The 26,277-nt window shown below is 45.1% G+C and carries 26 protein-coding genes; 19 read left to right on the top strand and 7 right to left on the bottom strand.

Annotated elements, in window-relative coordinates; all coding sequences use genetic code 11:
* Positions 1 to 86: 86 nt before the first annotated feature.
* Entirely contained in the window at positions 87 to 476 is a 390-nt protein-coding gene (locus AC58U0_RS23800; RefSeq protein ID WP_497381510.1) for a PaaI family thioesterase, read from the bottom strand.
* Positions 477 to 720: 244 nt separating this feature from the next.
* Positions 721 to 1,794 (bottom strand): LLM class flavin-dependent oxidoreductase, encoded by a 1,074-nt coding sequence (locus AC58U0_RS23795; protein ID WP_497381425.1) that lies wholly within the window; start codon positions 1,792 to 1,794, stop codon positions 721 to 723.
* Positions 1,795 to 1,962: 168 nt separating this feature from the next.
* On the opposite strand from AC58U0_RS23795, the gene AC58U0_RS23790 reads away from it, so the two are divergent.
* Positions 1,963 to 2,337 carry a winged helix-turn-helix transcriptional regulator gene (locus tag AC58U0_RS23790; RefSeq protein WP_497381424.1) on the top strand — a complete coding sequence of 125 codons (375 nt, stop codon included), beginning with the start codon at positions 1,963 to 1,965 and terminating at the stop codon, positions 2,335 to 2,337.
* 57 nt (positions 2,338 to 2,394) lie between these two features.
* On the opposite strand, the gene AC58U0_RS23785 is transcribed toward AC58U0_RS23790, so the two are convergent.
* The 3 genes from AC58U0_RS23785 to AC58U0_RS23775 form a co-directional block, all read right to left on the bottom strand.
* Complete coding sequence (locus tag AC58U0_RS23785; RefSeq protein ID WP_497381423.1) at positions 2,395 to 3,465, bottom strand: SDR family oxidoreductase; 1,071 nt, start codon at positions 3,463 to 3,465, stop codon at positions 2,395 to 2,397.
* 271 nt (positions 3,466 to 3,736) lie between these two features.
* Positions 3,737 to 4,294 (bottom strand): NADPH-dependent FMN reductase, encoded by a 558-nt coding sequence (locus AC58U0_RS23780; protein ID WP_057301369.1) that lies wholly within the window; start codon positions 4,292 to 4,294, stop codon positions 3,737 to 3,739.
* A gap of 353 nt (positions 4,295 to 4,647) precedes the next feature.
* Positions 4,648 to 5,316: a TetR/AcrR family transcriptional regulator gene (locus AC58U0_RS23775; protein ID WP_497381422.1), complete on the bottom strand. Its 669-nt coding sequence runs from the start codon at positions 5,314 to 5,316 to the stop codon at positions 4,648 to 4,650.
* Positions 5,317 to 6,020: 704 nt separating this feature from the next.
* Between AC58U0_RS23775 and AC58U0_RS23770 the strand changes: the two genes are divergently transcribed.
* A complete protein-coding gene (locus AC58U0_RS23770) occupies positions 6,021 to 9,716 on the top strand; it encodes an FIMAH domain-containing protein (protein ID WP_497381421.1) in 3,696 nt (1,231 codons plus the stop codon).
* 86 nt (positions 9,717 to 9,802) lie between these two features.
* A complete protein-coding gene (locus AC58U0_RS23765; protein WP_497381420.1) occupies positions 9,803 to 9,961 on the top strand; it encodes a hypothetical protein in 159 nt (52 codons plus the stop codon).
* Positions 9,962 to 10,033: 72 nt separating this feature from the next.
* Here AC58U0_RS23765 and AC58U0_RS23760 read toward each other — a convergent pair whose 3' ends face one another.
* Positions 10,034 to 10,186 (bottom strand): hypothetical protein, encoded by a 153-nt coding sequence (locus AC58U0_RS23760; RefSeq protein ID WP_154669613.1) that lies wholly within the window; start codon positions 10,184 to 10,186, stop codon positions 10,034 to 10,036.
* Between the two features lie 201 nt (positions 10,187 to 10,387).
* On the opposite strand from AC58U0_RS23760, the gene AC58U0_RS23755 reads away from it, so the two are divergent.
* The 4 genes from AC58U0_RS23755 to AC58U0_RS23740 all read left to right on the top strand — a co-directional run bounded on the left by AC58U0_RS23755 (position 10,388) and on the right by AC58U0_RS23740 (position 14,628).
* Positions 10,388 to 12,325 (top strand): DUF4077 domain-containing protein, encoded by a 1,938-nt coding sequence (locus tag AC58U0_RS23755; protein ID WP_497381419.1) that lies wholly within the window; start codon positions 10,388 to 10,390, stop codon positions 12,323 to 12,325.
* Positions 12,326 to 12,553: 228 nt separating this feature from the next.
* A complete protein-coding gene (locus AC58U0_RS23750; RefSeq protein ID WP_497381418.1) occupies positions 12,554 to 13,219 on the top strand; it encodes a DUF2306 domain-containing protein in 666 nt (221 codons plus the stop codon).
* A gap of 236 nt (positions 13,220 to 13,455) precedes the next feature.
* Entirely contained in the window at positions 13,456 to 14,067 is a 612-nt protein-coding gene (locus AC58U0_RS23745) for a VC0807 family protein (protein ID WP_497381509.1), read from the top strand.
* 18 nt (positions 14,068 to 14,085) lie between these two features.
* The gene (locus AC58U0_RS23740) at positions 14,086 to 14,628 is read left to right on the top strand and encodes a GNAT family N-acetyltransferase (protein WP_497381417.1); all 543 of its coding nucleotides are present in this window, start codon (positions 14,086 to 14,088) and stop codon (positions 14,626 to 14,628) included.
* Between the two features lie 80 nt (positions 14,629 to 14,708).
* Here the strand turns inward: AC58U0_RS23740 and AC58U0_RS23735 are convergent, their stop codons facing one another.
* Entirely contained in the window at positions 14,709 to 15,464 is a 756-nt protein-coding gene (locus AC58U0_RS23735; RefSeq protein WP_497381508.1) for an ArsR/SmtB family transcription factor, read from the bottom strand.
* 256 nt (positions 15,465 to 15,720) lie between these two features.
* Between AC58U0_RS23735 and AC58U0_RS23730 the strand changes: the two genes are divergently transcribed.
* From AC58U0_RS23730 to AC58U0_RS23675, 12 genes are all read left to right on the top strand, one after another.
* The gene (locus tag AC58U0_RS23730; protein ID WP_497381416.1) at positions 15,721 to 16,068 is read left to right on the top strand and encodes an ester cyclase; all 348 of its coding nucleotides are present in this window, start codon (positions 15,721 to 15,723) and stop codon (positions 16,066 to 16,068) included.
* A 27-nt stretch (positions 16,069 to 16,095) separates the two neighbouring features.
* Complete coding sequence (locus AC58U0_RS23725; protein WP_497381507.1) at positions 16,096 to 16,494, top strand: ester cyclase; 399 nt, start codon at positions 16,096 to 16,098, stop codon at positions 16,492 to 16,494.
* Positions 16,495 to 16,584: 90 nt separating this feature from the next.
* A complete protein-coding gene (locus AC58U0_RS23720; RefSeq protein WP_497381415.1) occupies positions 16,585 to 17,121 on the top strand; it encodes an NADPH-dependent FMN reductase in 537 nt (178 codons plus the stop codon).
* Between the two features lie 153 nt (positions 17,122 to 17,274).
* On the top strand, positions 17,275 to 17,928 hold the full coding sequence (locus tag AC58U0_RS23715; RefSeq protein ID WP_497381414.1) for a M48 family metallopeptidase: 654 nt from the start codon (positions 17,275 to 17,277) through the stop codon (positions 17,926 to 17,928).
* Between the two features lie 216 nt (positions 17,929 to 18,144).
* A complete protein-coding gene (locus tag AC58U0_RS23710; protein ID WP_497381413.1) occupies positions 18,145 to 18,999 on the top strand; it encodes a sugar phosphate isomerase/epimerase family protein in 855 nt (284 codons plus the stop codon).
* A 4-nt stretch (positions 19,000 to 19,003) separates the two neighbouring features.
* Positions 19,004 to 20,023: a Gfo/Idh/MocA family protein gene (locus AC58U0_RS23705; RefSeq protein ID WP_497381412.1), complete on the top strand. Its 1,020-nt coding sequence runs from the start codon at positions 19,004 to 19,006 to the stop codon at positions 20,021 to 20,023.
* Between the two features lie 60 nt (positions 20,024 to 20,083).
* Positions 20,084 to 20,854 carry a glucosamine-6-phosphate deaminase gene (locus AC58U0_RS23700; RefSeq protein ID WP_497381411.1) on the top strand — a complete coding sequence of 257 codons (771 nt, stop codon included), beginning with the start codon at positions 20,084 to 20,086 and terminating at the stop codon, positions 20,852 to 20,854.
* A complete protein-coding gene (locus AC58U0_RS23695) occupies positions 20,844 to 22,022 on the top strand; it encodes an N-acetylglucosamine-6-phosphate deacetylase (protein ID WP_497381410.1) in 1,179 nt (392 codons plus the stop codon). The genes AC58U0_RS23700 and AC58U0_RS23695 overlap by 11 nt, the downstream gene beginning before the upstream one ends.
* Positions 22,022 to 22,873, top strand: a complete 852-nt coding sequence (locus AC58U0_RS23690) for a sugar phosphate isomerase/epimerase family protein (protein WP_497381409.1) — start codon at positions 22,022 to 22,024, stop codon at positions 22,871 to 22,873. Before AC58U0_RS23695 ends, AC58U0_RS23690 begins: the two co-directional genes overlap by 1 nt.
* A gap of 25 nt (positions 22,874 to 22,898) precedes the next feature.
* On the top strand, positions 22,899 to 23,804 hold the full coding sequence (locus AC58U0_RS23685) for an AraC family transcriptional regulator (RefSeq protein WP_497381408.1): 906 nt from the start codon (positions 22,899 to 22,901) through the stop codon (positions 23,802 to 23,804).
* A 27-nt stretch (positions 23,805 to 23,831) separates the two neighbouring features.
* Positions 23,832 to 24,911 carry a Gfo/Idh/MocA family protein gene (locus AC58U0_RS23680; RefSeq protein WP_497381407.1) on the top strand — a complete coding sequence of 360 codons (1,080 nt, stop codon included), beginning with the start codon at positions 23,832 to 23,834 and terminating at the stop codon, positions 24,909 to 24,911.
* A 22-nt stretch (positions 24,912 to 24,933) separates the two neighbouring features.
* Positions 24,934 to 26,247, top strand: coding sequence for a Gfo/Idh/MocA family protein (locus AC58U0_RS23675; protein ID WP_497381406.1), 1,314 nt, complete (start codon positions 24,934 to 24,936; stop codon positions 26,245 to 26,247).
* The last annotated feature ends 30 nt before the right edge of the window (positions 26,248 to 26,277 follow it).

Raw genomic sequence — 26,277 nt, 5'->3', positions numbered from 1 at the left:
GTCGAAGATTTCTGAGAGAGAGGCTTTATGACAAAACAAGAGGCTGTCCCCAAAGGGAGACAGCCTCTTCATTATTATTAAGCAAATCATTTTTTGTCAATGATCGCGACCGTACAACGGGAAATACATATGAGTTGATTAGTTTCATCGGAAATTTTAATTTCCCAAACCATTGTTTTCCTGCCCTTGTGCAAAGGAGTTGCAACAGCTGTTACGATCCCATCTCTTTTACTCTTGAGGTGATTGGCGTTAATTTCTAGTCCTACAGCGGCATGTATTTCTTTATTGATATTAATTTCTGAAGCGATAGAAGCTGCGGTCTCAGCCAATAGGACAGAAGCCCCTCCGTGTAAAATCCCTGCTGGTTGGTGAGTTGCTGGTCCGACTGACATCGTCATCACTACACGATCAGGAGATAGCTCTACAAATTCAATGCCTAGCGCATTGATAGCGGTATTCTGACTTCTTTCTCTCATGAACGAAATAAAGGAAACCTTATCCATGCCGTAGGACTTATAAATTTCTTCGGATACGATCATAACCATAACCTCCCTAGGGTCTAGAAAATTTTACGAATCCTTCCCTCAGCAACAAAACAACGCTCGGACAAATTACAACGATTATAGAAAATAGGAGCTGTATATATGTTATGTCCAAAGATTCAAACATAGGCTCATAATCTCAGTTGGAATAAGAGGGAGGGGCTCACCTGAGCTCATCTTATTCCTTTGACTCGGTTCGGGCAAGCTCCTGTCGTACAATTGGCACTACCTTGGTGCCGAGCAGTTCGATAGCACGCATGACCTCACGGTGCGGCATCGTTCCAACATTTACATGCAGGAAGAAACGAGTTATTCCCAAATTTTTGCGCAATAGAATGATCTTTTCTGCGACGTATTCGGGATCCCCTACGTAAAGAGCGCCCCGCATACTGCGTGCGGCATCAAAGGTTCCGCGGTTGTAATTCTGCCCCCAACCCCGTTCACGCCCGATAACGTTCATTTGGGCCTGCGTTGAAGGGAAAAATAAATCGGCAGCTTGCTCGGTAGTTTCTCCGACAAATCCATGCGAGTGCGTCGCAATTGACAGCTTGTCAGGGTCGTGCCCAGCTTTCATGGCAGCCTCTTTGTAGAGTGCGACTAAAGGAGCAAAACTCTCGGGCATTCCGCCGATAATGGCGAATACGATGGGGAGACCCAGCATTCCTGCACGAATAGCGGATTGTGCACTCCCGCCGCTTGCGATCCACACCGGCAGTGGGGTCTGAACGGACCGAGGATAAACACCGAGGTTCTGGATGGCGGGACGATGACCGCCGCGCCAAGTTACCTTTTCGGAAGATCGGATCGCAAGCAGTAGTTCCAGCTTTTCTTCGAACAATTCATCATAATGATCCAGACTATATCCGAAAAGCGGAAAGGATTCAATGAACGAACCCCGGCCCGCCATAATTTCGGCTCGGCCGTTAGAGATGCCGTCAAGTGTGGAAAAAGCTTGATACACGCGAACCGGGTCGTCTGAGGACAGCACCGTTACGGCGCTCGTGAGTCTGATTCGCTTGGTCATGGCAGCCGCTGCTGCCAGCACAACAGCAGGCGAGGTGCCTGCGTAATCGGCACGGTGGTGCTCTCCAATGCCATAGACATCCAGCCCGACCTGATCGGCTAGTACGATTTCTTCAACCGCATTGCGTAAGCGCTCGGCATGACTGATGACCTCTCCTGTCACAGGGTCTGGTGTAGTCTCTAAGAATGTACTTATTCCTATTTCTATGTTGGTTGCCATATTGGTCATAATGCTTCGCCTCCTTCATTATCTATATTAACTCATTTATTTATGGTTTCTCAAATTTAGTAAGAACGAGAGGAGCTACGAAGGTTTAAAATGAATATTAAAATACGTTGGGCTTGCGCCCGCGAGCTTCAGGCGGTATCGTAAAGGCAGGGAGGCGAGGCAAATCCTATGCTGGAACCGGGGAAAACATATAATACGGCAGTGGAAGTAACGCTCGAAGTGATCGGAGGCAAGTGGAAGCCAGTCATTTTATTCCATCTCACATTCGGTACGAAACGCAACGGTGAGCTGATGAGCTTGATGCCAACGGTTACTCAAAAAGTACTAACCCAGCAGCTGCGAGAACTGGAGGAGGACGGGGTTGTTACCCGGATCTCATATAACCAGGTACCGCCAAAAGTCGAGTATGAGCTCACAGAGTATGGCTGGAGTTTGAAGGAACTTCTTCATATCATGTGCAGATGGGGAGATAGGCATGTTGAACGTGTGTATGGTGATAAGGTCAAGATCTTGGAAAATACAGTACGCTTGAATGAATCATGATCAGTGATAAGACAGAAACCGGTCTCTGAATTTCAGAGGCCGGTTTCTTATGTGAAGTTATGGAATAACCTTGCGTTGACGTAAATCCTCGAAGATTTCAAGGAACATTGCTTCTGTATCAATAAACTCGTGAAAGCCGAAACGACGCGCTTTCGTTCCGTCAGCAAAAAAGTCGTAATCCCAAGAAAACACAAAGTCACCGAACCGCCAGGAGGATACGTCACTGTAGCTGTTATCCACCAACCCATGCTTCTTCACCATGGCGTTCCATAGCGGCTCCTTGTCGGCCATGACTACATCCAAGGACATCTGCAGCGGAGGTGCTGTCTCTAGACCGAAATACGCAGCAATCTTAGGCCAAAGCTCGTTCCACCGAAAGAGATCTCCGTTCGTGATGTTGAACGCCTGATTCGCGCAACGTTCATCTGTCGCTGCCCAGACGGTGGCCTTGGCCAACAATCCCGCGTCTGTCATCTCTAGCAGGCTGTTGTAGGCTCCCGCTTTACCGGGAAAACGGAGCGGCAACCCGAGCTCCTTCGACATGGAAGCATAGATTGCGATAACCAACGCTAGGTTCATTGGATTGCCCAATGCATATCCGCAAACGACGGAAGGGCGAAGCGCCGACCAGGTCCAGCTGCTTCCTTTTTGCCGATTTTCAAGAAATTGCTGTTGGTCAACATTAAACTCAGGCGGCATGTGATAGGCATCTGTTTCACGAGCTGGAGTCTTGAAGGGACCGAGGTGCGCGCCATATACTTTGTAGCCCTGCATGAGACTGATATGCTGGAGGTATGGAGAGATTGGCTCGATCGCATTAACGATGTTAACAAGCATAGCTAGGTTTGGGGGGACCAATTCGGCCCAGGTAGGACGGTCTTGATAAGCCGCATAGAAGATATGGGTGATTTCCGTTAGACTTCCAAGTTTCTCACGGATATCATTTTCATTAAGCAGATCGACAGCTATATATCGGACTCGGTTGTTGGACATCCCGCCCCGCCGTGACACACCAATGATATCCCAGTCGTGAAGCTGCTCCAAATAGTCGATAAGATTTCTACCAATAACACCGTTAGCTCCGACAACAAGAGCGGTTTTGCGTGGTATGGCTTCTTTTGTATTCATAAAATATCCTCTCCTACTCCGTGGTGGTTACAACATCATTGTGCACTTTGGAGTGTTGAATGAAAAGTACGCACTTTGAGGTCATATAGTTACTTCCAAGTAATGAAAGGCAGTGGAGAGGGGAAGCTGGCAACAGCCAGTATCTTATTTAAAATGGGCTGAGATCGAAGAGTGTACCCTAATCGTAGCTCGGAATAGAGATTTAACAACAATTAAGCTGGATCGGCGAACCCTATCCAGCTTGTTTACTTGTATTCGGTTAGTTGGAGTGTTAACGCAACGTCTTTAAAGCACCGCTCCAGGCGACGACTTGATCGAATAGCATGTTGGCGGCTGCTTCCTGATGAGGTGCGGGCTTCACAACGCTGTAGTTTTCAAAATCCGTAAAGAGCGAAAGGGTGACCTGAGCACGTACGTCAGCCACATGCAGCTCACCTAAGATGAGTCTCAGGTTTTCTGCCGCACGAGCTCCGCCTGTGCCACCGCCATAGCTGACGATGCCTGCCGCCTTATCTTTCCATTCATTGAAAAGAAAATCAATGGCGTTTTTGAGCGCTCCAGAGACGGCATGATTATACTCGGGTGTTACGAAAACAAAGCCATCATACGAATGGATTGCTTTCGACCAAGCCACCGTATGCGGCTTCGTATATTGAGCCAACATAGGCGGCTTTGGTTCATCATATAACGGTAAATTGAAGTCAGCAATATCCACGATTTCGTATTCAGCGTCACTGCGTTTTTGTGCGATTTCGTGAACCCATCGAGCGACTGCTTCACCTCTGCGTCCAGGACGCGTGCTGCCAATTATGATTGCGATTTTTAGCATTGTTATTTCCTCCGTTATGTTGACTGTATTTTTATTGCAATATGAAATTCAGTTCCAATAACCTCCTTTCGTTTATACCCATGGAAAATGTTAACAGATACCATCCTTACATTTCAAACGAAACAACCGTTTTAACTAAAGTTTCTGTTGATAGGAGGGGCTAATTCTCAAATGGTTCTTACAGCAAGAGTTTTGGGTGAAGACAGGGGGAGGAGAAACGGATACGGAGAGCAGCATGTTGCTATTTTAAGAGAGTGTGTGCTTAATTGGAAAATGCAGAAATAAGCCAACAAGCTAAAAGGGATCACGTTACTTGTCCAAAAGTTCAAGACAAAAACGGATCCCTTTTCCAATTACAATGTCCGATTAAATTTTTCAACAATATGATCAATAACGGGTTGAATTCTTGAGTCGTCGACGATTGACATCTTGTCTGCTTTGAATAATTGAACTTTTTTGAAATGATAATAATCAGAAAGGACTTGTTGAATGGACATTTGGTTATAAAGCAAATACTTAATATTTATAATTTCTCGAAGCAAAATATCGTCCTGAAGCAAAATAAACTTTTCATTGATGTTATTGAAAATACCTTTGTTTTTTCCATCCTGATAAAATTTAAGGGTCATCTGTTCGCGTTTGTTCAAAGTACTTTTCAGATCATCGTATAAATCCGGATAAGCTGCTTGAAGATCCTTTAAAAATACATCTGTAATCTTTCCTACAAGCGATACCGATTGCTCAAACAACTGTTGAAACCAGACCCCGAACGATTCCTCGTCATCAGCCGAATTCCGTTCTTCTTGCTTCTCTATATAATCTACAAAAATTCGCACAACGCCTTCGATGACTTCTTCTTTTGAAGAAAAGTGCTTATACATAGTGGCTCTGCTTACATCCATGTATTTGGCAATGTCGTCCATCTTCAAGTTCTGAAAGCCGTCTTTCATGACGGATGTAATTAATTTTTTTAGCAACTTATTACGTGTTTTATCTTGCTGGTTCTCAATGGGCATGTTCATTCTTTTCCCTTCTGCAAACTCTCCTTCTTATTATACATAACATTGAATTGAATAAAAACATTTAACACATATTAGACGAAAAATATATAAACTGTCACACTGGAAATAATGGATCCATGTAATCATTATTGATTAGGCATCGAAACAAATGGGGAACATGATGAACGCCGCGGCAATAATTGGAACTGACTCTTGTTCAATCGAAGGTTTTGGACCCCGTTGAGGTCAATGCCTTTCTCGAGAAAAGAGGATTTGTACGAAACGGTGAATATGGCATAAGCGCGATGATCGCTTGTGGTTATCGTGTGCATGAGCCGTTCAGCGTGTGTAAAATCGTAAAAAATTCCATGTGTATCATAAATTAACTAATACAGAAATCTCGGCGATTCATTATGATGGTAGTTGAAAGCGTTTACCATTCTCACAAAAATGAGGAAAGAAGGGGTTCATAATGAGAAGAAGTTAATTCTGATTTTATCTGTTGTAAGCAGAATCGTTTTTAAGTACTGGATCGAGTGAGATGATCGCATTTACTTCTCAGCAACGGTCTCGCACGACCGTGCCAGTTAAGCACGGAAAACGCGCTTAATCCGCCACCTCCGAACAAATAGGCGCGGAAATCGCGCTCAGCGAGCTCAAGGCGAGCCGAAGCTCGTCAGTTGACTTAGAACAGTTAATTTTACGAAAATAAAGGAGGCTTTAAGATGTTTAAGCAACAAGTTCAAAAGAAGATAGTAAGCACAGTTCTTTCATTTGCACTTGCATTTTCGTTTATTAACTTGTCCGTTCTTCCAGCATCAACGGTTCATGCCAATACGCCAGATAGCTACCAACTCAACTCTTCAGTAACGGATGCTGTTTATAACTCAGCAACTCGTTCAGTCAATCTGTTGGCTCCGTCTCGTTTTACACCACAAGCTGGCGTGAATCTCAAGGTAAGTTCAGAAGCTGCTGATCATCCGGGAGTAGACGCTTTGCGATCGGGAGGCAGCGGTTACTGGCGGAATTCAAGCTCAAATGTCTATATGAGTAACTATTCGCCATCTCTTCTAGCATTAACCCTCGACTTAGGCGCTCCAAAAACGATTGATAAGCTTTATCTTGAAATTCCTAACACAATTGCAAATATCCAAAGCAATGCGACCCGTTTTGAGGTTTATTACACAAATGACCCCAATTCTTGGGCAAGTGCTCCTACGGCCTCCGACACCGCGAACAATTACAATTGGAAGGCAAACGGCTGGACGCTGGCCGGCGGTACGGAAACGGAAGGCTTATGGTCTTATGTGACTTACAACGGACAACAATGGGGCAATGATACCAAAACATTCTTATATCCGTTTACAGCCCGGTATGTGATGATCAACACGGTACTTGTTGGTCCCAGCGATAAGCGCGCGAATGATACCAGCTCGATGATGGGTATATCCGGCTTGGCTATTTACGGCAAAGATTCGGTATCTAACACAACTGCGCTGGTACCGGCTAAGGATACCTACAGCACATGGGATCAGGTTGCACCTAAATCTACCAATATAAGCCTTGCTAGCGGACAGACACTAACGAGCATTACCAAAGGCGAGATTACGCTTCGTCCGAATATCGATTACTTGTTAACTGGCAGCACGGTTACTTTCACACTTCCATACCTGGCCAAACTGCCACTCGGCACGAATGAATTCACCTTTCATTTTAACAGCGGCAACTCATCCATATTTGCATTGGACGTAACAGCCCGTGGGTATGACTCGAATGACAAAACGATCAAAATGAATGCAATTGAAGGCGTATCTCCTTATAACATTTTTGGCGGCGCCATGGGGACAGACGAACCGGTAGAAGGCGTGACCAAAAGAATAAGAGACGCGTACCACGAATTTTATGGAGATCAGCCTAAGGCGACTGCAGCCGACGACCATATTCAGAGCATTTGGGACAGTACCTTGCAAAAAAATGTGTTCAAAGTCATTGCCAACGGCAGAGGTTTGAATAATGAATTCCTGGATAAAGTTCGCGACGGCGAGTATGGGCACAAAGGTGTTTTTGACCGGAATTTAGGCTATGTGGTTGACGGAGCGGCGATTACGGACAGGCAGCGAATTGAAATTCGCCCCAGCGAAGATTCAACCGGCGATTTTGTAGCCTATGAAGGCGACTTGGTTTCCTATGAATGGCTCTGGAATATTCCTGACGGCAATCAGTGGAATCAGTCAAACTTCCGACATATCTTCCAATTGAAGGCTGTGAATCGTCAAGCACCTGATACTTTACCGGGCGGAAACAACGGCGGTGAAAACGGCGCCTATATCCTCGCGATGTCGATTTCGGGAACGAACAGCAGGGATCTGGTCGTGAATCATAACCGATATGACGGCGATAAGACCATGATGCGAATTCCGTTGAAAGAAATCGATGGCCACTGGATTAAGGTTGAGCTTAACGCTCTTATTTCGGATAGCGGCTGGTTCACAATTAAGATAACGGATAGGGTAACTGGTAAGGTATACACTTATGATAGCCCGGATGTTTATCAAGTGTATACAAATAAAGGTGCAAGCGACGGTACGAAAGATATATGGAGAAGACCAGAAAGAGTCGGCGGCTTCGAGACGGAGTATCCAGCTGCATTTGATCAATATTTGCGTCCCAAATGGGGCATTTACCGCAGCTCCGCTAACGGAACCAACTCTGCCTATGATGCTTCGCTTCAACTTGCCGATATCACCTTAAGCAAGGTGGCAACAGGTTTGTCTTCTGTAAACCTTGCCCTTCATAAAAAAGCGTATAACGTAGGCAGGGCAGAAGGCGCCAACCCGATTCAGATGCAATCTGCTATGGCTAACGAATACGGCAGTGCAAACAAACTGACAAACGGTGTATTGGAAGACCCTACAAAATGGAATGTTACCAACGTCACCAGTCTGAATCAAATCGGGAATTATTCATGGCTGGGTACCGACGGAGAGAGAAAAGGCAGTTTCGTCATTGACCTTGGCCAGGCGATGGATTTTAGCCAATTAAGACTATTTGCAAAATCCACCAGATTGAAAGGTGCAACCGTTTATGTATCTGATGATATTGGAAACCATACATCGGCTGCTGAATTTGACGCAATGACGTTTAAACAAGTAGATAGACAGTCTGCCCAAGGTTATACGTATGTAACAGGCAACAATAATGGAGGTACTGATTCGGAGGATAGTTCCTATCCAATTAACCTTGGTAAGACCTATCATTCCAGATATATCAAGGTAACGGTAGAGAACGCATCCGGCAGTAATTCCGGCACTGATCTAACAGGACCTCCACGTCTTACACAGGTTCAAGTGTTTAATGCGCCAACTCCTCCACAAAATCTTACAATTGAAGCAAACGGGTCAGCTAAAATGGTGAAATGGGATACTGATGATTTAAGCGAAGGTTACACAGTTTATAATGGCGCAGCGGTACTTGTTGACTTACCCGCAGGCGCAACAAGCTATACTTTACCAAGCGGCATAACCGATGTATCCAAAGTCGCTGTACGATCAAAGGGAATAGACCCGAATTCCCGCAAGTTTATGATATCGGCACCGGCCTTAGTAGTGGATCCGCAAGATGTGATTGCTCCTAAGACGGAAGCCAAGATCGAACCGGTGCTGAGGAACGGCTGGTTGAACACGGATGGGACCGTCGTACTTACGGCACATGACGATCTCTCCGCTGTAACTAAAACGGAATACAAGCTGGGGGATAACACGGAATGGCAAACCTATGCCGGGTCAATCGCTCTCAAGAACGACGGCGTGTATCGGCTGCAGTTCCGCTCAGTTGACGCTGCGGGCAACATCGAGGAAACGAAGGAGCTAAGCGTCCAGATTGACAAAACGAAGCCGGTTTTTGTACTGACGGCAAACGGGGAATCGCTTGCGCAAGACACTGTATTCTCCGACGATCATCCGCTTGCGCTGCTTTTGAACGCAAACGATGCACTGTCCGGCATAGCGAGCCAGGAGCTCAGCCTGGACGGAAAGCGTTTGGATAGCGGCATTTCCGTTGATTTGGCCGGCAAGCCTGGCCTCCATACCCTGAATATCGTCATAGCCGATCAGGCAGGCAATAAGACGGATGAATCAGTCCGGTTTGCCATTGCAGCTACCCCCGAAGGAATGTCCAGCTTGATTGACCGCTATGTCAAAGCTGGTGAATTGAAGGGGCCGTTGGTTAACCAATTGCGCAACAGCCTGGATCAGGCGCTGCATCAATTGGGCAAAGGCGACAATGACAAAGCGGCCAAACATATGCAGGATTTCATGAAGCATCTGAACAATATTTCGATGGCGGATAATGTCTCCGAAACAGTAAAGACCATCCTCACGGCAGATGCCAACGCTTTGATCGAGGTTTGGTCCACGAAGTAAAGAACAATAACGTTTTATAGCTGCAATAGCATCCGGCCATTGTTGAAGGCCGGATGCTTTTTTATCCTCGAAAGATTTAGAAAATCGTGTTGAAATATTTCGTTGTCTCGTTGGGCATGGGACAAACGGATCCTATCGAGGACGTTGCCTTCCGAAATCTGGACGCGTTTAAATTCAGCTGCGGAGAGAAGGAAATTCAAAGTACAGCGGGGAAACAAGTCGTTCTCCTACACGCTTCCGGCTAGCGCGGCAGCTACATTCGTATGGACGTGAGAGCCTTAAATAGAATAAAACCGCCATCTTTGGCGGTTAGTGAATTAAGGTTCATCGATGTATTCTTCTTCGTTTGGGATGCTGTTTAAAAGGTTTTTATCTATCTTTTTCTGATCTTGCTCGGTGTTGGTGTCGCAGTTAACAATACAATTCATTATTTCTTCGGAGTTGTCTTGAATATTTGTGTACTCAACCATGTTTGAACCTCCTTTCATTGAATTAGAGTTTCCAAGATCAGGCCATTTATTCGAGTAGTGATTAGACGCTAATTCAATTCAACATAATTCATAGATCCTGCCTCAAATACTTAGCTGTAGGATCTGAAACCACTATTCGATGTGGAATTAATATGGTATTGTTTTATACATTCCCATATTTAAGGAGGCATTACCCTTTACATGGTTCGCTGGCTGAAAGACACATGTTTCACAAATCTGGAGCTTGACGTGCAAAAGAACCGGCTGCTCTTTTTTTTGCTGTGCGGTCCTATATTTATTATGGCGGAATTAAACATCGCGACGCATTATTCCTTATTCAATCCGATCAATGGGCAATTTTTGCTCATTATTCTCCTCTTTTTCGGAATTTTGCTTTCGCTATTATACATACCAGCTGCGGAAAAAAATTATAAGTATGTTTTCATAACGGGGATGCTTCTCTTTTCAATGTACCAGTTGTGGGCATTCAACGATAATTCACTGATTTATCAAATTATGTATATTAATCTAGCCCTCGCGCTTGTTTACCTGAATGGGCAGCTAATCATATATACCGGGATGACGACAGCTATCTTTTCAGCGCTCGGCTTCATTTTCGGGAAGGATCTCTTCTTTCCTCATACGGATGGAGCATCGGTGAACGGATCGATTGTGATCATCCTGCAAACGACCATTGTTCTGTGGGGAGTGACCCAAATCGGCACCCGCTTCCATCAGTTCATTGATCATAATAACCAAATGAAAAAGCTGCTGCAGGACAATGAGAATCAGATCTTATTGATCCATGAACAGAACCGCGCGTTAACTAGTTATTCCAAGCAAGTGGAGCAGCTAACAATCGTCGAGGAACGAAACCGAATTTCGCAAGAACTCCACGATACGATCGGCCATACGCTAACTTCTATGATTGCAGGACTGGAGTTAACAAAGCGGGAGGCGGAGCGGAATCATCAAGGGATGGAGCAGCAAACGGAACGTTTGGATACGCTGCTTGCTATCGCGCGAAGAGGACTGGAAGATATACGCGATCATGTTCATAATGCCGACAACTTCGGCCTTCATGAATCGTTAGTTGACCGGATCGGTCAGTTGGGCAGCGAGTTATCGGTAAATACGGGTATCATAGTCGAGTACCATACGGAAGGAACTGTCTATCCGTTGTCGCAGCCGCATCATCTGGCTTTGCTGCGATGCGCGCAGGAGGCGCTTACGAACGCTGTTCGACATGGTCAGGCCAATAGGATCCACATCGGACTTCGATACGAAGCCGACAAGATCCGCCTCGAAGTGAAGGATAACGGTGTAGGTGCGTTAAAAGATAAGCTTCAGCAAGGTTTTGGGATCAAGACGATGAAGGAACGCATTACATTGGTACATGGTACGGTTGAAGTTATTTCCGATTTGGGGAGCGGTGTTCGCGTGACGTGCGAGATTCCGGTGAAAAGCCGCGGCGATTCGAAAAACATTCGCCTTTTCCTCGCAGAGGATCAGGAGTTGATCGCAGAAAGCTTCCGCATTTTGCTTGATATGGAACCAGATTTGCAAGTTCTCGGAGTGGCGGGTAACGGACGTACTTTGGTGGAAATGTGCGAGATTGGGACGCCGGATGTCATTTTGATGGACATTCATATGCCGGAGATGACTGGAATCGAGGCAACGAGCATCATCAAAGAGCGATGGCCGGAAGTTAAAGTGATCATTCTGACCACGGTTCAGGATACCAACCATGCGGCGGAAGCGATCTCGCTCGGAGCAGAGGGTTTTCTGCTGAAAAGCGTCCAACCTAAGCATTTGGCAGAAGCCATTCGGATCGTAAACAGCGGCGGATCGTTGATCTCTATGGAAGCCGCCAAGCAGCTAGTCGATACTCGTCAAGTAAATCGCCCGACCCTACACGTCGCCCCAAAAGTAGAGGAAGAATTCGTTCCGATGTATGGGCTAACTGAGAAAGAGTTGGAAATCGTCAGGTATCTTTCGGACGGGTTAAAGTACAAAGAAATTGCTCAAAAAATGCACTTTTCGGAAAGTACGATTAAAAATTATGTGTCCATCATTTATTCGAAGCTGAGCGTGGATAATCGTACACAAGCGGTAAATAAAGTGCAAAACATGTGGTAACTCCCGATTGCAAGCTTTCGCACGCACTATAAAAAGCGTTACATGCCTATAGACGGTATGTAGCGCTTTTTTTACAACCGTATAAGTGTTTATTACGCAAGCAGTGGGCTTTTTAGGAAGTATACCCGAAAGTTATGTACTTTCCACCCTAGGTAACTGAGGCTTACTTTTTTATACTTGGGATACGAAGAGCGGCACTATGCCGTGAAAAAGAAGGAGAAGAATGTTATGAATTCATTTCTAAAAACGGCAAGTAAGGTCACGTTGATCATTTTGGTTGTTTTGATCATTCTCGGTTACGTTGTCGTACAGTATGGCATAGTAGGAGCTGAGTTTGCGGGACTAGTCAAGGTAAAATTATCGAAACCTGACTTTCATTATTCACCGTGGATTTATGTATTGTACGCGCATATCGTAACCGGGTGTATCGCGTTAGCTATTGGACTTGTTCAACTGCTGCGCAAACCACAAACGGAAAGGTCTCAGCTGCATCTGAGGCTAGGTAAAGTCTATGTGGCTTGCATTTTGCTTAGCGGTATTTTCAATATGTACCTGACTATTTTCGCATCGGGAGGCTGGGTCTCTCAAGCTGGGTTTTTCTCACTCGACGCTTTATGGATCTATGCGACTGTGACGGCCGTTAACCGGATACGCAGCAAGCAAGTTGAGGAACATCAACAATGGATGATTCGCAGTTATGCCTTTACCTTTGCAGGGGTAACTTTACGAATTTGGTTGCCGCTGCTCATGATTCCGTTCGAATTCGAGACGGCCTATCCGATGGTGGCGTGGATGGCGTGGGTACCAAATTGGTTGATTGCCGAATGGGTGATTCGCAGGAGAGCGATAAAAGTGAAGAGACAAACTAGCGGTTTCAATTCGATTGTGAAATGAAAGGCCCGTGGAGAGTGAGACGGTTCCGACGACCAGGTCGTACCGCAGCTATTTTAATACTGGTGTGCTTCACTTGTGCCATTTATGCAGTAGTAGCCACCTGTACGGAAATGAAACACCCATATTTTATCGTTTACCTGTCGGCCATGATTGCCGTCATGTTGTTCAGCAGAAGTTCTAAGAAGGAATCGAAAACCATACAAAAATGGTTGAATAGGGAGAGAACGCATTTGAAAATGTCCACTCGTAATTACGTACTGTTTACTTTGATTATCAACGGCCTTGCACCTTGGGGAATTTATGAATGGTTAAGCCATTCCATGAGCAGCATTCTCGCTTTATCTATTGCGACAATGGTGCCTCTTGCGGACAATCTCGTCCACCTGATTAGGCATAAGAAGCTCGATGTATTTGGAGCCTTGATGCTGTTTACGTTCATCTTAACGCTTGTCCTCGTATCTTTGGGTGGGAGCGAGAAGATTTTACTAATCCGGGAATCGCTCATTACCGGCTCTATGGGACTTATTTTTCTGGGTTCTCTTTTGTTTAAACGTCCGCTTATGTACTACCTGGTACTGCGGTTTCTTGCGATCGAAGGATTTACAAATAATTGGAAGTATGAATATTTTCGCTTTGTATTACGGCTAATGACATTCGTTTGGGGGATCGTTCTGGTTATGGAGTCGGTCGTTAGAGTCATATTGGTCAATCATCTCTCTACTTCACAATTTCTAGCCATTTCTAATTTTGTCCTGTACGGATTTATCGGAGCGGCTATCTTGTGGACGATGATCTATCGCAAAAAATCAGCGCGGCGTCTGGAAAAAATCAAGCAGCAGGCTATTTAAAGAAGTGGAGGCATCGTTATGAAAGTGGCGTGCATTCAAACAAAAGACAGACAATCCGTTCGCGACTTATATACATCCGTCACACAACGTCTCAGGAAAGAAGGAGTCAAGCAATGGGATCGCTTTTATCCGAACCGATTCATCATCCAGAGTGATCTCCGAAATGGAAGTTTATACGGCGTGAAGCAGAACGAAAGCGTGATTGGAGCGGTTGTCGTGGACGAAAAGCAAAGCTCACGATACCACAACTTGGAGTGGGTGGATCGGCAAGGGAAACCAGCTTGTATTCACCGGCTTGCCGTTCATCCAGAATATCAGGGGAGAGGACTAGGCAAAGTCCTGCTTGGATTTGCTGAACAATATGCCCTAGATCAAATGTACACAAGTGTCCGCTTGGACGTATTTTCAGCAAATAATACAGCTGTCAGGATGTATCAGCGTGCTGGCTATGTACGGATCGGAACGATTCGGTTTCCTTTTCGCCATGAGCCATACTATTGTTTTGAAAAGATATTGGTTGCTAATATAAAAGCGAATCCACCCAAGTATACCTTGAGCTAGCAGATCGGATTCCAAGTATCAGGTGCTTTTTCGTATGGAGACGCCCCTATGCAGAAGCGTCGTTTTCTCATTTGCTCTTATTAATTGCTAGTGAGTGTTGTACCAGTTTCAAGCAATGTCTTCATTCCCGAAAGTACAATCGGTAGACCCATTTCAAGAATCTTTGCGGTGTTTATGGCCTGCTCAAACTCATCATGCACGACGGTTACAAGGGTAACACCGTTTAACTCGGTATGTGAATCAATTTCCCACGTTATACGTGAAGGGCTCTCAGAGGCCGTGTCTGGAAAAGCGGGGAACTGCCAACTCAAAACCAGCTTATGCGGAGGAGCCATCTCGAGAATGATCCCTTCTGCTAGTTTTTTCTCCTCTGGGTTCCATAGTTCGAAAGAAGAGCCGATTTCCCAGTTGGATCGGATCGAGCAATTGTACCAAAACTTAGACGTCTTAGCCGGATCTGTAAGGGCTTGCCAAACCTGTTCGGGTGTCGCTTTAATGGCAATCCGGTTTACATGTCGGGGTTTGTTCTCCATATTCGTTTCACGCTCCAATTCGTCTTTAAGAGAAGTTAATTCGATAGCCCAGGGCTCGGCGTATTTGCTCACCCATCTGTCGTAAATTTGCCGTATGGGCACTGAATTTAGATAATGCAGCTTTTCTCTGCCAACTTTTCTGGTGGTAATGAGGTTAGCTTCCTCCAGAATATTAAGATGCTTCATTACACCGAATCTTGACATTTGCAAAGGGGTACAAAGATCGTTCAGCGTTCGCCCATCAGTTGCGTGAAGCAGGTCTAAGAGTGTGCGACGGCTCGGATCAGCAAGTGCCTTAAATATATCGTTATCTACTAGGAACGCCTCCTTCTAACAGTATGCTTACGAGCATGCTTTTTTTTGATTGACATGTTACCAAATGGTAACGTATTATAAAGGTGACAGTATAGTCACATATTAGCACAAACAAGTTTGTTTGTCAGCCGGCGACAAACAGACCCATCTAACACGACAAGTTAGTTTAACATAATCGCCCAGTTTGAAAAATATTGTTGTCTCAAAGCATTTCAATTAAGCACAAAAAAGGAGATGTTTTATTATGAAATCGATGGAACAGAAAAACATTGAAACGGTAACAGCGTTTATTGAGGCTTTCTCGAATCAAAATGAATTGGATCGTACAGATCAATTTTTTTCTAACCAAATAGGGGAGGCATTTCCTGATAAACACTACTCCGTGGAAGAGGTCATAGCCCAAGGGGAGAAGGTAATTGCAAGAATCTTTATGACAGGTACGCATAAAGGTACGTTTACAGGAAATTTACCTACGGGCAATTTAATTAAAGCCACTCAGTTTCGTGAATTTCGAGTAGTAGATGGCAAGATTGTCGAGCATCGTGGTTGGTTCGATACAGCGTCACTTTTGCCTCAAATTAAAGCCAATTAACCAAAACAAAGGAGATGTTTTATTGTGATGACTATTGAACAGAAAAATATTGAAACGGTAACAGCGTTTATCGAGGCTTTTTGGAATCAAAGTGAGATGGATAGTACTGAACAATTTTTGTCAACTGATTATCAAGAGCACTCTTATCAATCAAAAGAAGGTCTGAAACAATTTGCTGGAAAAATATTAGAGGCCTTTCCTGATAAACGCTACACCGTGGAAGAGATCATAGCCCAAGGGGAGAAGGTCATCGTAAGAATGGTTGTGAAAGGTACGCATAAAGGGGTGTTTTTTGGAAACTCACCTACGGGCAATTCAATTGATGTCACGCTGTACCGTCAATATCGAGTCGTAGATGGTAAGATTGCCGAACATCGCGGTTGGATTGATATGATGACAATGTGGCGCCAAATACAAGGCAACTAATTTCCGCATGCAATCAATTAGCACCAGTGAATACATGCAGAATCAAATCATACACTCAAAATAGGAATTCATATCGAGGAGGCACATTATATGTTGAAAATCGGAATCATATTGGGAAGTACAAGACCTGGACGGGTGAGTCCGCAAGTTGGAAATTGGGTCAAAGAAATTGCAGATAAACGCGGAGATGCCAGCTACGAGTTAGTGGATATCGCAGACTACAAATTGCCCTTTTTTGGTGATCCGGGCAGCGAAGAACAAATCAAAAATTGGACTGAAAAATTGAATAGCCTTGATGGTTTTGTATTTATTACGCCAGAATACAATCACAGCATTACTGGTGCTTTGAAAAATGCACTTGATTTAGCACGTGAGGAATGGAATAACAAAGCTGCGGGAATCATCAGTTATGGCTCAACTGGCGGGGCACGAGCGGCTGAACATTTGAGAGGAATATTAGGAGAGCTACTAGTTGCTGATGTGAAAGCACATCCTACCTTTTCGATATTTACTGATTTTGAGAATTATAGCTCATTTAAGCCAGCTGAATTGCATCTCAATAATATAAAGCTTATGCTTGATCAATTAATAGCATGGAGTGGAGCGCTTCAAACACTGCGCAAGTAGGTGCTAGACTATAGACTATACGATTACCAGATAAGAAACGCTTGGTCCTTCAACTTAGGGATCATGCGTTTTTTATTTGCAAAATAAACGGATTAGTGATTTGATACATACATAAATGCGATTTATAAATAACCTTATAGGAACGATGACATTATGAAAATTGAATTTGAAAATGAAACGATAGAATTTAATGTTCAATATGGAATTAGAAAAAAGATTTCGATTCATATTGATTCTATGGGTTTCATAACCGTTAAGGCTCCTAATGATACAAGTAAGGAGATAGTTATGAGTGCTGTGAAGCAACATGGGATAACGATCCTGAAGAAATTACAACTCATTGCGAAAGCTCGAGAAACCCCGAAGACAAGAGAGTATCAGGATAACGGAAAGTTTCTTCATCTTGGGAAATATTATTTTCTTCATGAATTAATCGAGACGAATGAGTTAAATGAAGAAGAATTGAAAATGAATCTTAAGAAATTCTATTTCTCAAGCTGCAAGAAGATTATAGGGGAACGAATCAAAATTTATCAAACTCAACTGAAAGTAAAACCCAAAATCATTGAGGTAGATGAGTCCAAAACCAAGTGGGGAAGCTGCAGCTCGGATAAAAAAATAACCTTCAATTATCGGTTAGCTATGGCACCAGTTGAAGTTATTGATTATGTCATCATCCATGAGCTATGTCATCTTCTTCATATGAATCATGATCGATCATTCTGGAGACGTGTAGGAAGCATTATGCCGGATTATAAAGAAAAGGAAGCGTATTTGACAAGGCATGGGCATGCTATGATACTTTGAGAAACGATAATAACAACAGGAAAAGTCAGCCGGTCTAAGTAGATCAGCTGACTTTTTTTCTTTTTAAACATTCAGCGGAATGCAAAGCTTAAAAAATGTAAATATTCTTCGAAAAATACGTCAACTTTTTATAAAGCTTAATTGATATGATAAGAATTAAGTTACAAGAAGGCAATGCAAGGTGGATAGAACAAAAGGAAGGGTGGGATATAAATTTTGATATTGGAACGATTGGGAGTTTTGACGGATGAGGTTTCTGCAAACTTCGAGGAAGCGTTGGATTGGGCAGTCGAACAGAGCTTAAAGCATGTCGAAGTCCGAGTCATTAACGGACAGAATGTCATCACTCTTACTGATGATCAAGCATTGGAAGTCCGGCGTCAGGTTGAAACCCGCGGATTATTCATTTCGGCGATCGCTTCCCCCGTGTTTAAATGTGCGCTGGATCCAAGCAGACCGATTGTCACCGGAGACACTTTCGGCCAGAAAGAAGAGAACGTGGATGCGCACTTTGCCAAGTTGAAACGTGTGTTCCAGCTAGCTAAGCTGCTAGGCACGACACGGATTCGTATTTTTTCTTTTTGGCGTGAAGCTGATCCGCAGCTCTATAGGGAAGATATTGTCCAGCATCTGCGGCAAGCAGCTCAAGAAGCCTTGCGTGAAGGGGTGCAGCTTTTACTTGAGAATGAGCCTTCCTGCAATGGCGGCTTTGCGGAAGAAGTGGCTGCAATTGTGCGCAGTGTCGACTCATCCGCTTTAAAAGGATTGTGGGACCCGGGCAACGAGGCATACGGCGGTCGCGAAGCTTTTCCGGCAGGTTATAGATTCATGAAAGATATATTGGCTCATGTTCATCTAAAGGATGCTTATGTCTGCGCAAACGGTACTGCCCGTTGTGTGCCGCTAGGCTCAGGCGATGTACCTGTGATTCCACATCTTAAAGCATTGTTGGCAGACGGATATGATGGACTCTTCACCATCGAAACGCATTTCATTCCTGAGGGTGGAAGTCAGATGACGGGTACTCGGATGACAGTCGATGCGCTGCGCGCACTTCTAAGTGAGGTATAGCACTATGACAACGTGGAGATTTGGCATTATTGGATGCGGATCCGTCGCTGACTTTCATATCGAGGCAATCCGAGAGATTGAGGACGCAAGCTTAACCTTTGTTTCGAGCCGTAATGAAGCCAGAGTGAAAGCGGTTGCGAAGCAGGAAAATTGCGCTTGGACGACCGATTATCAAGAGTTGATACATAGTACGGATGTAGATATCGTCTGTGTGACGACTTCAAGCGGAAGTCATGCCCGTATTGGGCTAGACGTTTTGAATGCTGGAAAGCATCTAGTGCTGGAAAAACCGATTGCGATGAACACGAATGATGCTGCAGAACTTGTACGTACGGCGAAAGAACGTGGAGTTACACTATCTGTCATCTCTCAACGGCGTTTTGAAGCCCAGCATCAAGCAGTCAAACGTGTGTTAGATGAAAAAGCTCTTGGCAGACTTCTGCTCGTGGAGGCATCACTGTCATTTTCTCGAACACAAGCGTATTACGACGCAGCCGATTGGCGTGGGACGATTGCCGAGGATGGCGGCGTTCTTATGAATCAAGGTATACACATTTTGGATCTGTTGCTTTGGTTTGCCGGAGAGATTCATACGGTCTTCGGTAAAATAGCCACTCAAACGCATCAAATAGAAGTGGAAGATTTGGGGCTGGCGATTCTGCAATTTAAAAATGGCGCTTTCGGCACGATTATGGCTTCAACCAACATCCAGCCTGGTTTCCCGGCAACAATCAATCTTTATGGGGAAAGAGGTACAATCAAGTTGGAAGGTTCTTCCATCGTACACTGGACAGTTCCAGGCAGAAGCGAGCCCAACTGGACGCAAGCGAGAACTTACGGAGGGGTGTCTGATCCTCGCAGTATTGTTTCCGATTTTCATCAAAGCCAGTTTATTGATGTTATCGCATCTATTGAAAGCGGCATAGAACCTCTCGTTACTGGCGAGGACGGATTACGAGCCGTGCAATTGGTTGAAGCCATATACGAAAGCTCGGCCAAGGGTGTTCAGCTCCATATGGAATAATAGCAGCTTGATTAATCTCTTTCGCATAGCCATTCGGATGATCGAGAGGAGTATGGAAAAATGAATGAATTACCAATCATCTTTAAACAAACGGTTGATTCCTTGAAGGTTAACGTATATAACGACCGTCGTGCTCTAGGGGCTGCCGCAGGCGCTGAAGTTGCCGCAAGGATTAAGCAATTGCTGTCCGAAAAACACGACATTCGAATCATTTTTGCAGCGGCACCGTCACAAAATGAGCTTTTGAACTATTTATCAGAGGATAAATCCATTGATTGGTCCCGAATTACAGCTTTCCATATGGATGAATATAACGCTTTGCCGACAAATGCAGCACAAAAGTTCAGCCGTTTTTTGAATGAACATCTGTTTAATCAAGTAAAGCCGGGTACGGTGCATTTGATTGACAGCTCGAATGAGAGCGAAGAAGAGTGCCGCCGTTACGGAGAACTGCTGCAGCAGGCTCCCATCGATATCGTTTGTCTCGGAATCGGTGAGAACGGGCATATCGCTTTCAATGATCCACCTGTCGCCGATTTTAACGATCCGAAAGTTATCAAAGTTGTTGAACTGGATGACGCTTGTCGGCAGCAGCAGGTAAATGACGGATGTTTCCCTTCATTTGAGGATGTCCCCACCCATGCGCTAACGTTGACTATCCCAGCCTTGCTCTCAGGATCCCATTTATTCTGCGTTGTTCCGGGACCTACGAAACGCAAGGCGGTCGAGCGTACGCTTAACGGATCTATCTCAACCGAATGTCCGTCAACGATATTGCGGAAACATCCAGATTGTACTCTTTACGTGGATAGGGATTCTTATGGAAATTAAGGATATGAGCTTGACGGCCATTCATTATGCAACGGGTGAGCCTGTCTCGATCTGCTTGGAGCAGGGGGTTATTCGGAGCATAGAGCCGATCAAATCTGAGAACCGAGATACTTCAGAGCTGGCGATTGTCGCTCCAGGACTAGTCGATCTGCAGATTAATGGTTATGCTGGTCATGATTTTAATCATGTGCCGTATCCTGACAAGATGGTTGGTGAAGTGATTCGCAAGCTTTGGCAGGAAGGGGTGACATCCTGCTTTCCGACAGTCATAACTAATAGTGATCAAGCGATACAAGAAGCTTTGGAATCGATAGCTTTGGCGTGCCTGCAGGATCCTGTTGCAGATCATGGCATTGCCGGAATCCATCTGGAAGGTCCGTTCATTTCGCCGAATGACGGCGCTCGCGGAGCACACAATTGTGATTATGTAAGACCGCCGGATTGGGAGTTGTTTAACCGTTGGCAGGAAGCATCCGGTGGACGAATCCGGATTATCACTCTGTCACCAGAATGGCCGAACAGCGCTCAATTTATCTCCAAATGTACGGAAAACGGCGTTACGGTTTCGATCGGGCATACATCCGCGACATCGGAACAAATAGCTGAAGCGGTGGAAGCAGGCGCCCGGATGTCAACTCATCTTGGCAATGGTGCTCACCTGATGATGCCGCGCCATCCTAATTATATCTGGGAGCAATTAGCTCAGGATCGGTTGTGGAGCTGTGTGATCGCTGATGGCTTCCACTTGCCCGATCAAGTACTGAAGGTTGTGTTTAAAGTGAAAGGTGCTCAAGTCATGCTGGTAAGTGATGCGGTTTCACTAAGTGGACTGCCGGCGGGTACTTACACATCGCACATTGGCGGTTCCGTCGTTTTAACACCGGAGGGCAAGCTGCATCTCGCTGATAACGAGAACCTCTTAGCTGGATCGGCGCAAATGCTGCTTAGGGGCATTGAGCATGTAACGAATCGGGATCTAGCCGAATTAGCGGTAGCTTGGGACATGGCTTCAGTAAGAACTTCCCGTTTTATGAGGCTGCCTTCTGCTGCAGGCCTGACTCCAGGAGCTCCGGCCGATTTGGTTCTGTTCCGTAGAGAAGGAAGCCAAATTCGTTTGGAACGTACGTTTAAGTCGGGCAAACAAGTCTTCTTAAGGGAGGAAATATAATGAAGTTCGCGGCATTTAGTGGCGTATTTATGGAGCATAGCATTCAAGAGGCGATGCTGCTCACTAAACGATTAGGCGTGGATGGCATTGAAATCGCTGTCCGCGAGCACCATCTATCCTCAGCTATCAGTCAACCCCGGATCAATGAAATTAAAGCATTGTCCGAAAGCTTGAATCTCGAGATTCCTGTTTTGGCCACCTATACAGGTGGGTTTTCTACGGCAAGCGATAAAGAATGCCAACATACGTTCGACGAGTTTCAAAGGCTCCTTGAAATTGCAGATCTGCTGGGTGCCTCGATGGTTCGTGTTTCACCAGGTGGTCCGAATGCCTTTATGGCACAAGATTATCACTACACTAAGGCTGCATACTGGCTCAATCGATGTGCGGAAGAAGCGAAGGCACATCAAGTTGATATTATTATGGAAATTCATAATCAATCACTTATCGAAACCGTAGATAGCAGCTTGCGTCTACTTGACCTTATCGCTTACGATAATATTGGCATGATCCATGATGCGGGAAATATGTATATTACTGACACAGATTATGGCCGTGATTCCGTCTTGAAATTGGGCAAGCATTTATTTCATGTGCATGTCAAAGATGAGCTGCGTGTCAGTGAAGTTGGCGCTCCAGGCACCTTTACCAATGTCACCCACCGTGGTGAAGAGATGTTCCTTCAATGTCGTCTAGGTGAGGGAGAGGCTGATCATAAGCCGCTGTTTGATGCTCTTCTCGAAACGGGCTACTCTGGTTGGGTTACGTTGGAATGCCATGCACCGTTTCCCGCTTATGAACGATTGACACACGATTTTCATTTCGTGAAGAAGCTGATAAGTTCATCATAATGAAATGATAGTAGGTGGTAGTGATATGGGGATGGAAGGGGAGTTACCCTTTTATCAAAGCAAGGATCAGCTTAATAAAGCGTTTCCTTTTAAAATCTTGCGTTATTCCAGCAGTCTGCTGAAGCAGCCCATGCATAGTCACGATTATGTTCAGATCGCTTATGTCCTTCGCGGGGTGTGCAATCATCAATTACGCGGTAAGTCGCTTACAGTAAGCAGAGGCGATATTTTCATCATTGCTCCCAATATTGGGCATAGTCTGAGTGCGATCGAGGATAAAGAGTTCGAAGTGGTGCTTGTCGATTTTATACCTAGTCTTGTACAGGAGCAATTAAAGCCCTTTTCCGATACACTAAATCCTTTACTTCAGCATTCTTATGAGGACTACAAGATTCCTTTCATACACCAATCTTGGCTTCATTTCGGGAAAAGCAAGCAGATTTTCGTCGAGCAGCTCCTTCAGGATATTCAGGATGAATACGAGCATCGTGAAGTCGGATTCGAACACTCGATCTTGCTTAACTTAGCCAAGTTGCTGATCTTAGTCGACCGCGAATACCGAAAGGCGAAGCGGAAGCCTGCCAAACAACCAGCACTTGCGGACCAGCATCCGATTGATGATGTGAAAAGATACATTTATGATAACTTCAGTCAAGATATTCCGATGGAGCATGGAGCATTCATAGCGAATATGGCGCCAGCTTATTTCAGCCATCAGTTCAAAAAAGAAACAGGACAAACGTTTGTGGATTTCGTCACTGAGGTGCGGATTGAGAGGGCGATGGAGCTCATTCGGCGTGATACACATACGATTACACAAATCGGATTTCAGGTCGGATTCCATCATTTGAGCCATTTTATCCGAACCTTCAAGAAACGGTGCGGAATCACACCTACGGAATATAAGAAAACATTCGGCAGTAACCAGTAAATTGACAAAGAAAGAGGTGTACCAATTATGAGTCAAAAGGTATTGAAGGTTGGTATTATCGGACAAGGCCGCAGCGGTCGCGACATTCATGGCAATCTGCTCGTACAAATTAAGGAATATTATACGATTGTCGCCGTAGTCGATTCGATTCCAGAACGTCAGAAGCGTGCGGAACAGGAGTATGGCTGCAAAGCTTATGCTACCTGGGAGGAAATGGTTGCGAACGAGGAGCTGGATTTAGTCGTCAACGCATCACCAAGTCATCTGCATTTCCCTATCACCCTGGAGTTGTTAAATAAGGGGTTTCATGTGCTTTGCGAAAAACCGCTAGCCAAATCAGTGGAAGAAGTGGATCAACTAATTGAAGCTTCGAAGCGGTCAGGTAAAATATTGGCGGTATTTCAGCAATCCCGTTATCAGCCTGCATTTGTCCAGATTCAAAAAGTAATCAATTCCGGCGTGCTAGGCCGTATCGTCCAGATTGATTTCTCCTTGAACGGCTTCGCTCGTCGTTGGGATTGGCAAACGCTGCAAAGCAACAACGGAGGCAGCCTCATGAACACCGGACCGCATCCCTTGGATCAAGCGCTGCAATTGTTCGGAAGCGATGGATTACCCCAAGTAACGTGTATGATGGATCGAACGAATACGTTTGGGGATGCTGAAGATTATGTGAAGCTGATTCTCAGAAAACAAGGCTTTCCGACGATTGATCTTGAAATCTCATCGTGCTCTGCGTTTCCCCATGAGCAATTTAATATTCAAGGCACGAATGGCGGTCTCCACGGTACTGCAGGGCAACTAGAATGGAAGTATTTCAAACCGGAGGAAGCGCCGGATCAACAGTTGACGAAAGAACCGCTATTCGACAGCAATGGAATGCCAGCGTACTGTAATGAGACATTAACGTGGAACACAGAAAGGTGGGACGTGTCGATCCCAGAGGGCAAGTCGGCGTTTGAGCATATGACGGAGAAATTGTATTTGATGCTTTATCGTACTTTATGTGATGGCGCTGCATTGGAAATCACACCGCAACAAGTACGGCAGCAGATGTGGGTAATGGAAGAATGCCGCCGTCAAAATCCGCATATCTATCTAGTTTAATTCGAGGGGGGATAACGAGCATATGCATGTAAAATTGGATACATCCCTTATGTCCAAAGCTCAGCCTCTTAAGGCTGTCATTATCGGCGCAGGAAACCGAAGTCTGATTTATGCTTCTTATGCTTTAGAGCATCCAGATGAATTACAAATCGTTGGCGTTGTTGAGCCGAACCCACAACGCCGGCAATTAACGGCAGAACGCTTTGGTATTTCTCCGGACAATTGCTTTGCATCCGTTGAGGAGCTTGTTGTTCATCCCCAATTAGCGGATGCCGCCATTAATGGAACGATGGATCAATTCCATCTTCAAACAACGCTGCCGCTTTTGAAGGCGGGATACGATGTTCTATTAGAGAAGCCGATCGGCGTAAGTGAAACGGAAGTATTTGAACTGTACGAAGCAGCGAACTCCTATAATCGTACCGTGATGATTTGTCATGTAATGCGTTATGCACCTTTTTATTTGGAAATCCGCAAGCAAATCGAAAGCGGAATCATCGGGGATATCATCGCCATTCAGACAGAGGAAAATGTCAGCTACCACCATATGGCGACTTCTTTCGTACGGGGGAAATGGAATAGTATAGCGAACTGTGATTCCTCCATGTTATTAGCCAAATGCTGCCATGACTTAGATATGATTTCTTGGATGAAAGGAAGTATACGACCGAAGAAAGTTAGCAGCTTTGGCGGATTATTCCAGTTTCGTGCGGATAAAGCTCCGGAAGGCGCTGGTACAAGGTGTCTTGTTGATTGTCCGATTGAAGCCACATGTACGTATTCCGCCAAGAAAATGTATATAGAACAAGAGTTGTGGGGCATTTATGCATGGGACAATATGCACCTAGGTACAGTCCCTACCCACGAAGAAAAAATCGAATCGTTGCGTACGTCTAATCCATACGGACGCTGCGTATGGCGCTGCGATAACGATGTTGTCGACCATCAAACGGTCATCATCGAATTCGAAGACGGAAGTACGGCATCGCACAATCTAACTGGCGCCACTTCCAAGTCGTGCCGGACAATTCATATCACGGGGACCAAAGGCGAAATTTCCGGCACTATGGAAGATGGCTACTTCTTGGTTAGGCAACCGGATACAAGGCCTGGTCATTTATACAAGGAAGTACGGATCGAGCTTAATGTCGCATCAGACATGCACGGTGGCGGCGATTTGCGGCTGATTGCAGACTTTGTTCGCACCTTACAGGGAGATAAACCTTCTCTGTCTTCGACATCTCTGGAGAAATCGATTTATGGCCACCAAATCGTCTTTGCAGCAGAACGTGCCAGATCGGAGAATAGTGTTGAGGAAATTCGTTCATTAGTGTGAGTATAAACAACGTATAGAAAAAATCTGCTC

The sequence above is a fragment of the Paenibacillus sp. J31P190 genome (assembly GCF_059692075.1).
Note: the sequence above shows the minus strand (reverse complement) of the source record. Positions and strands in the feature narration are given on the sequence as shown.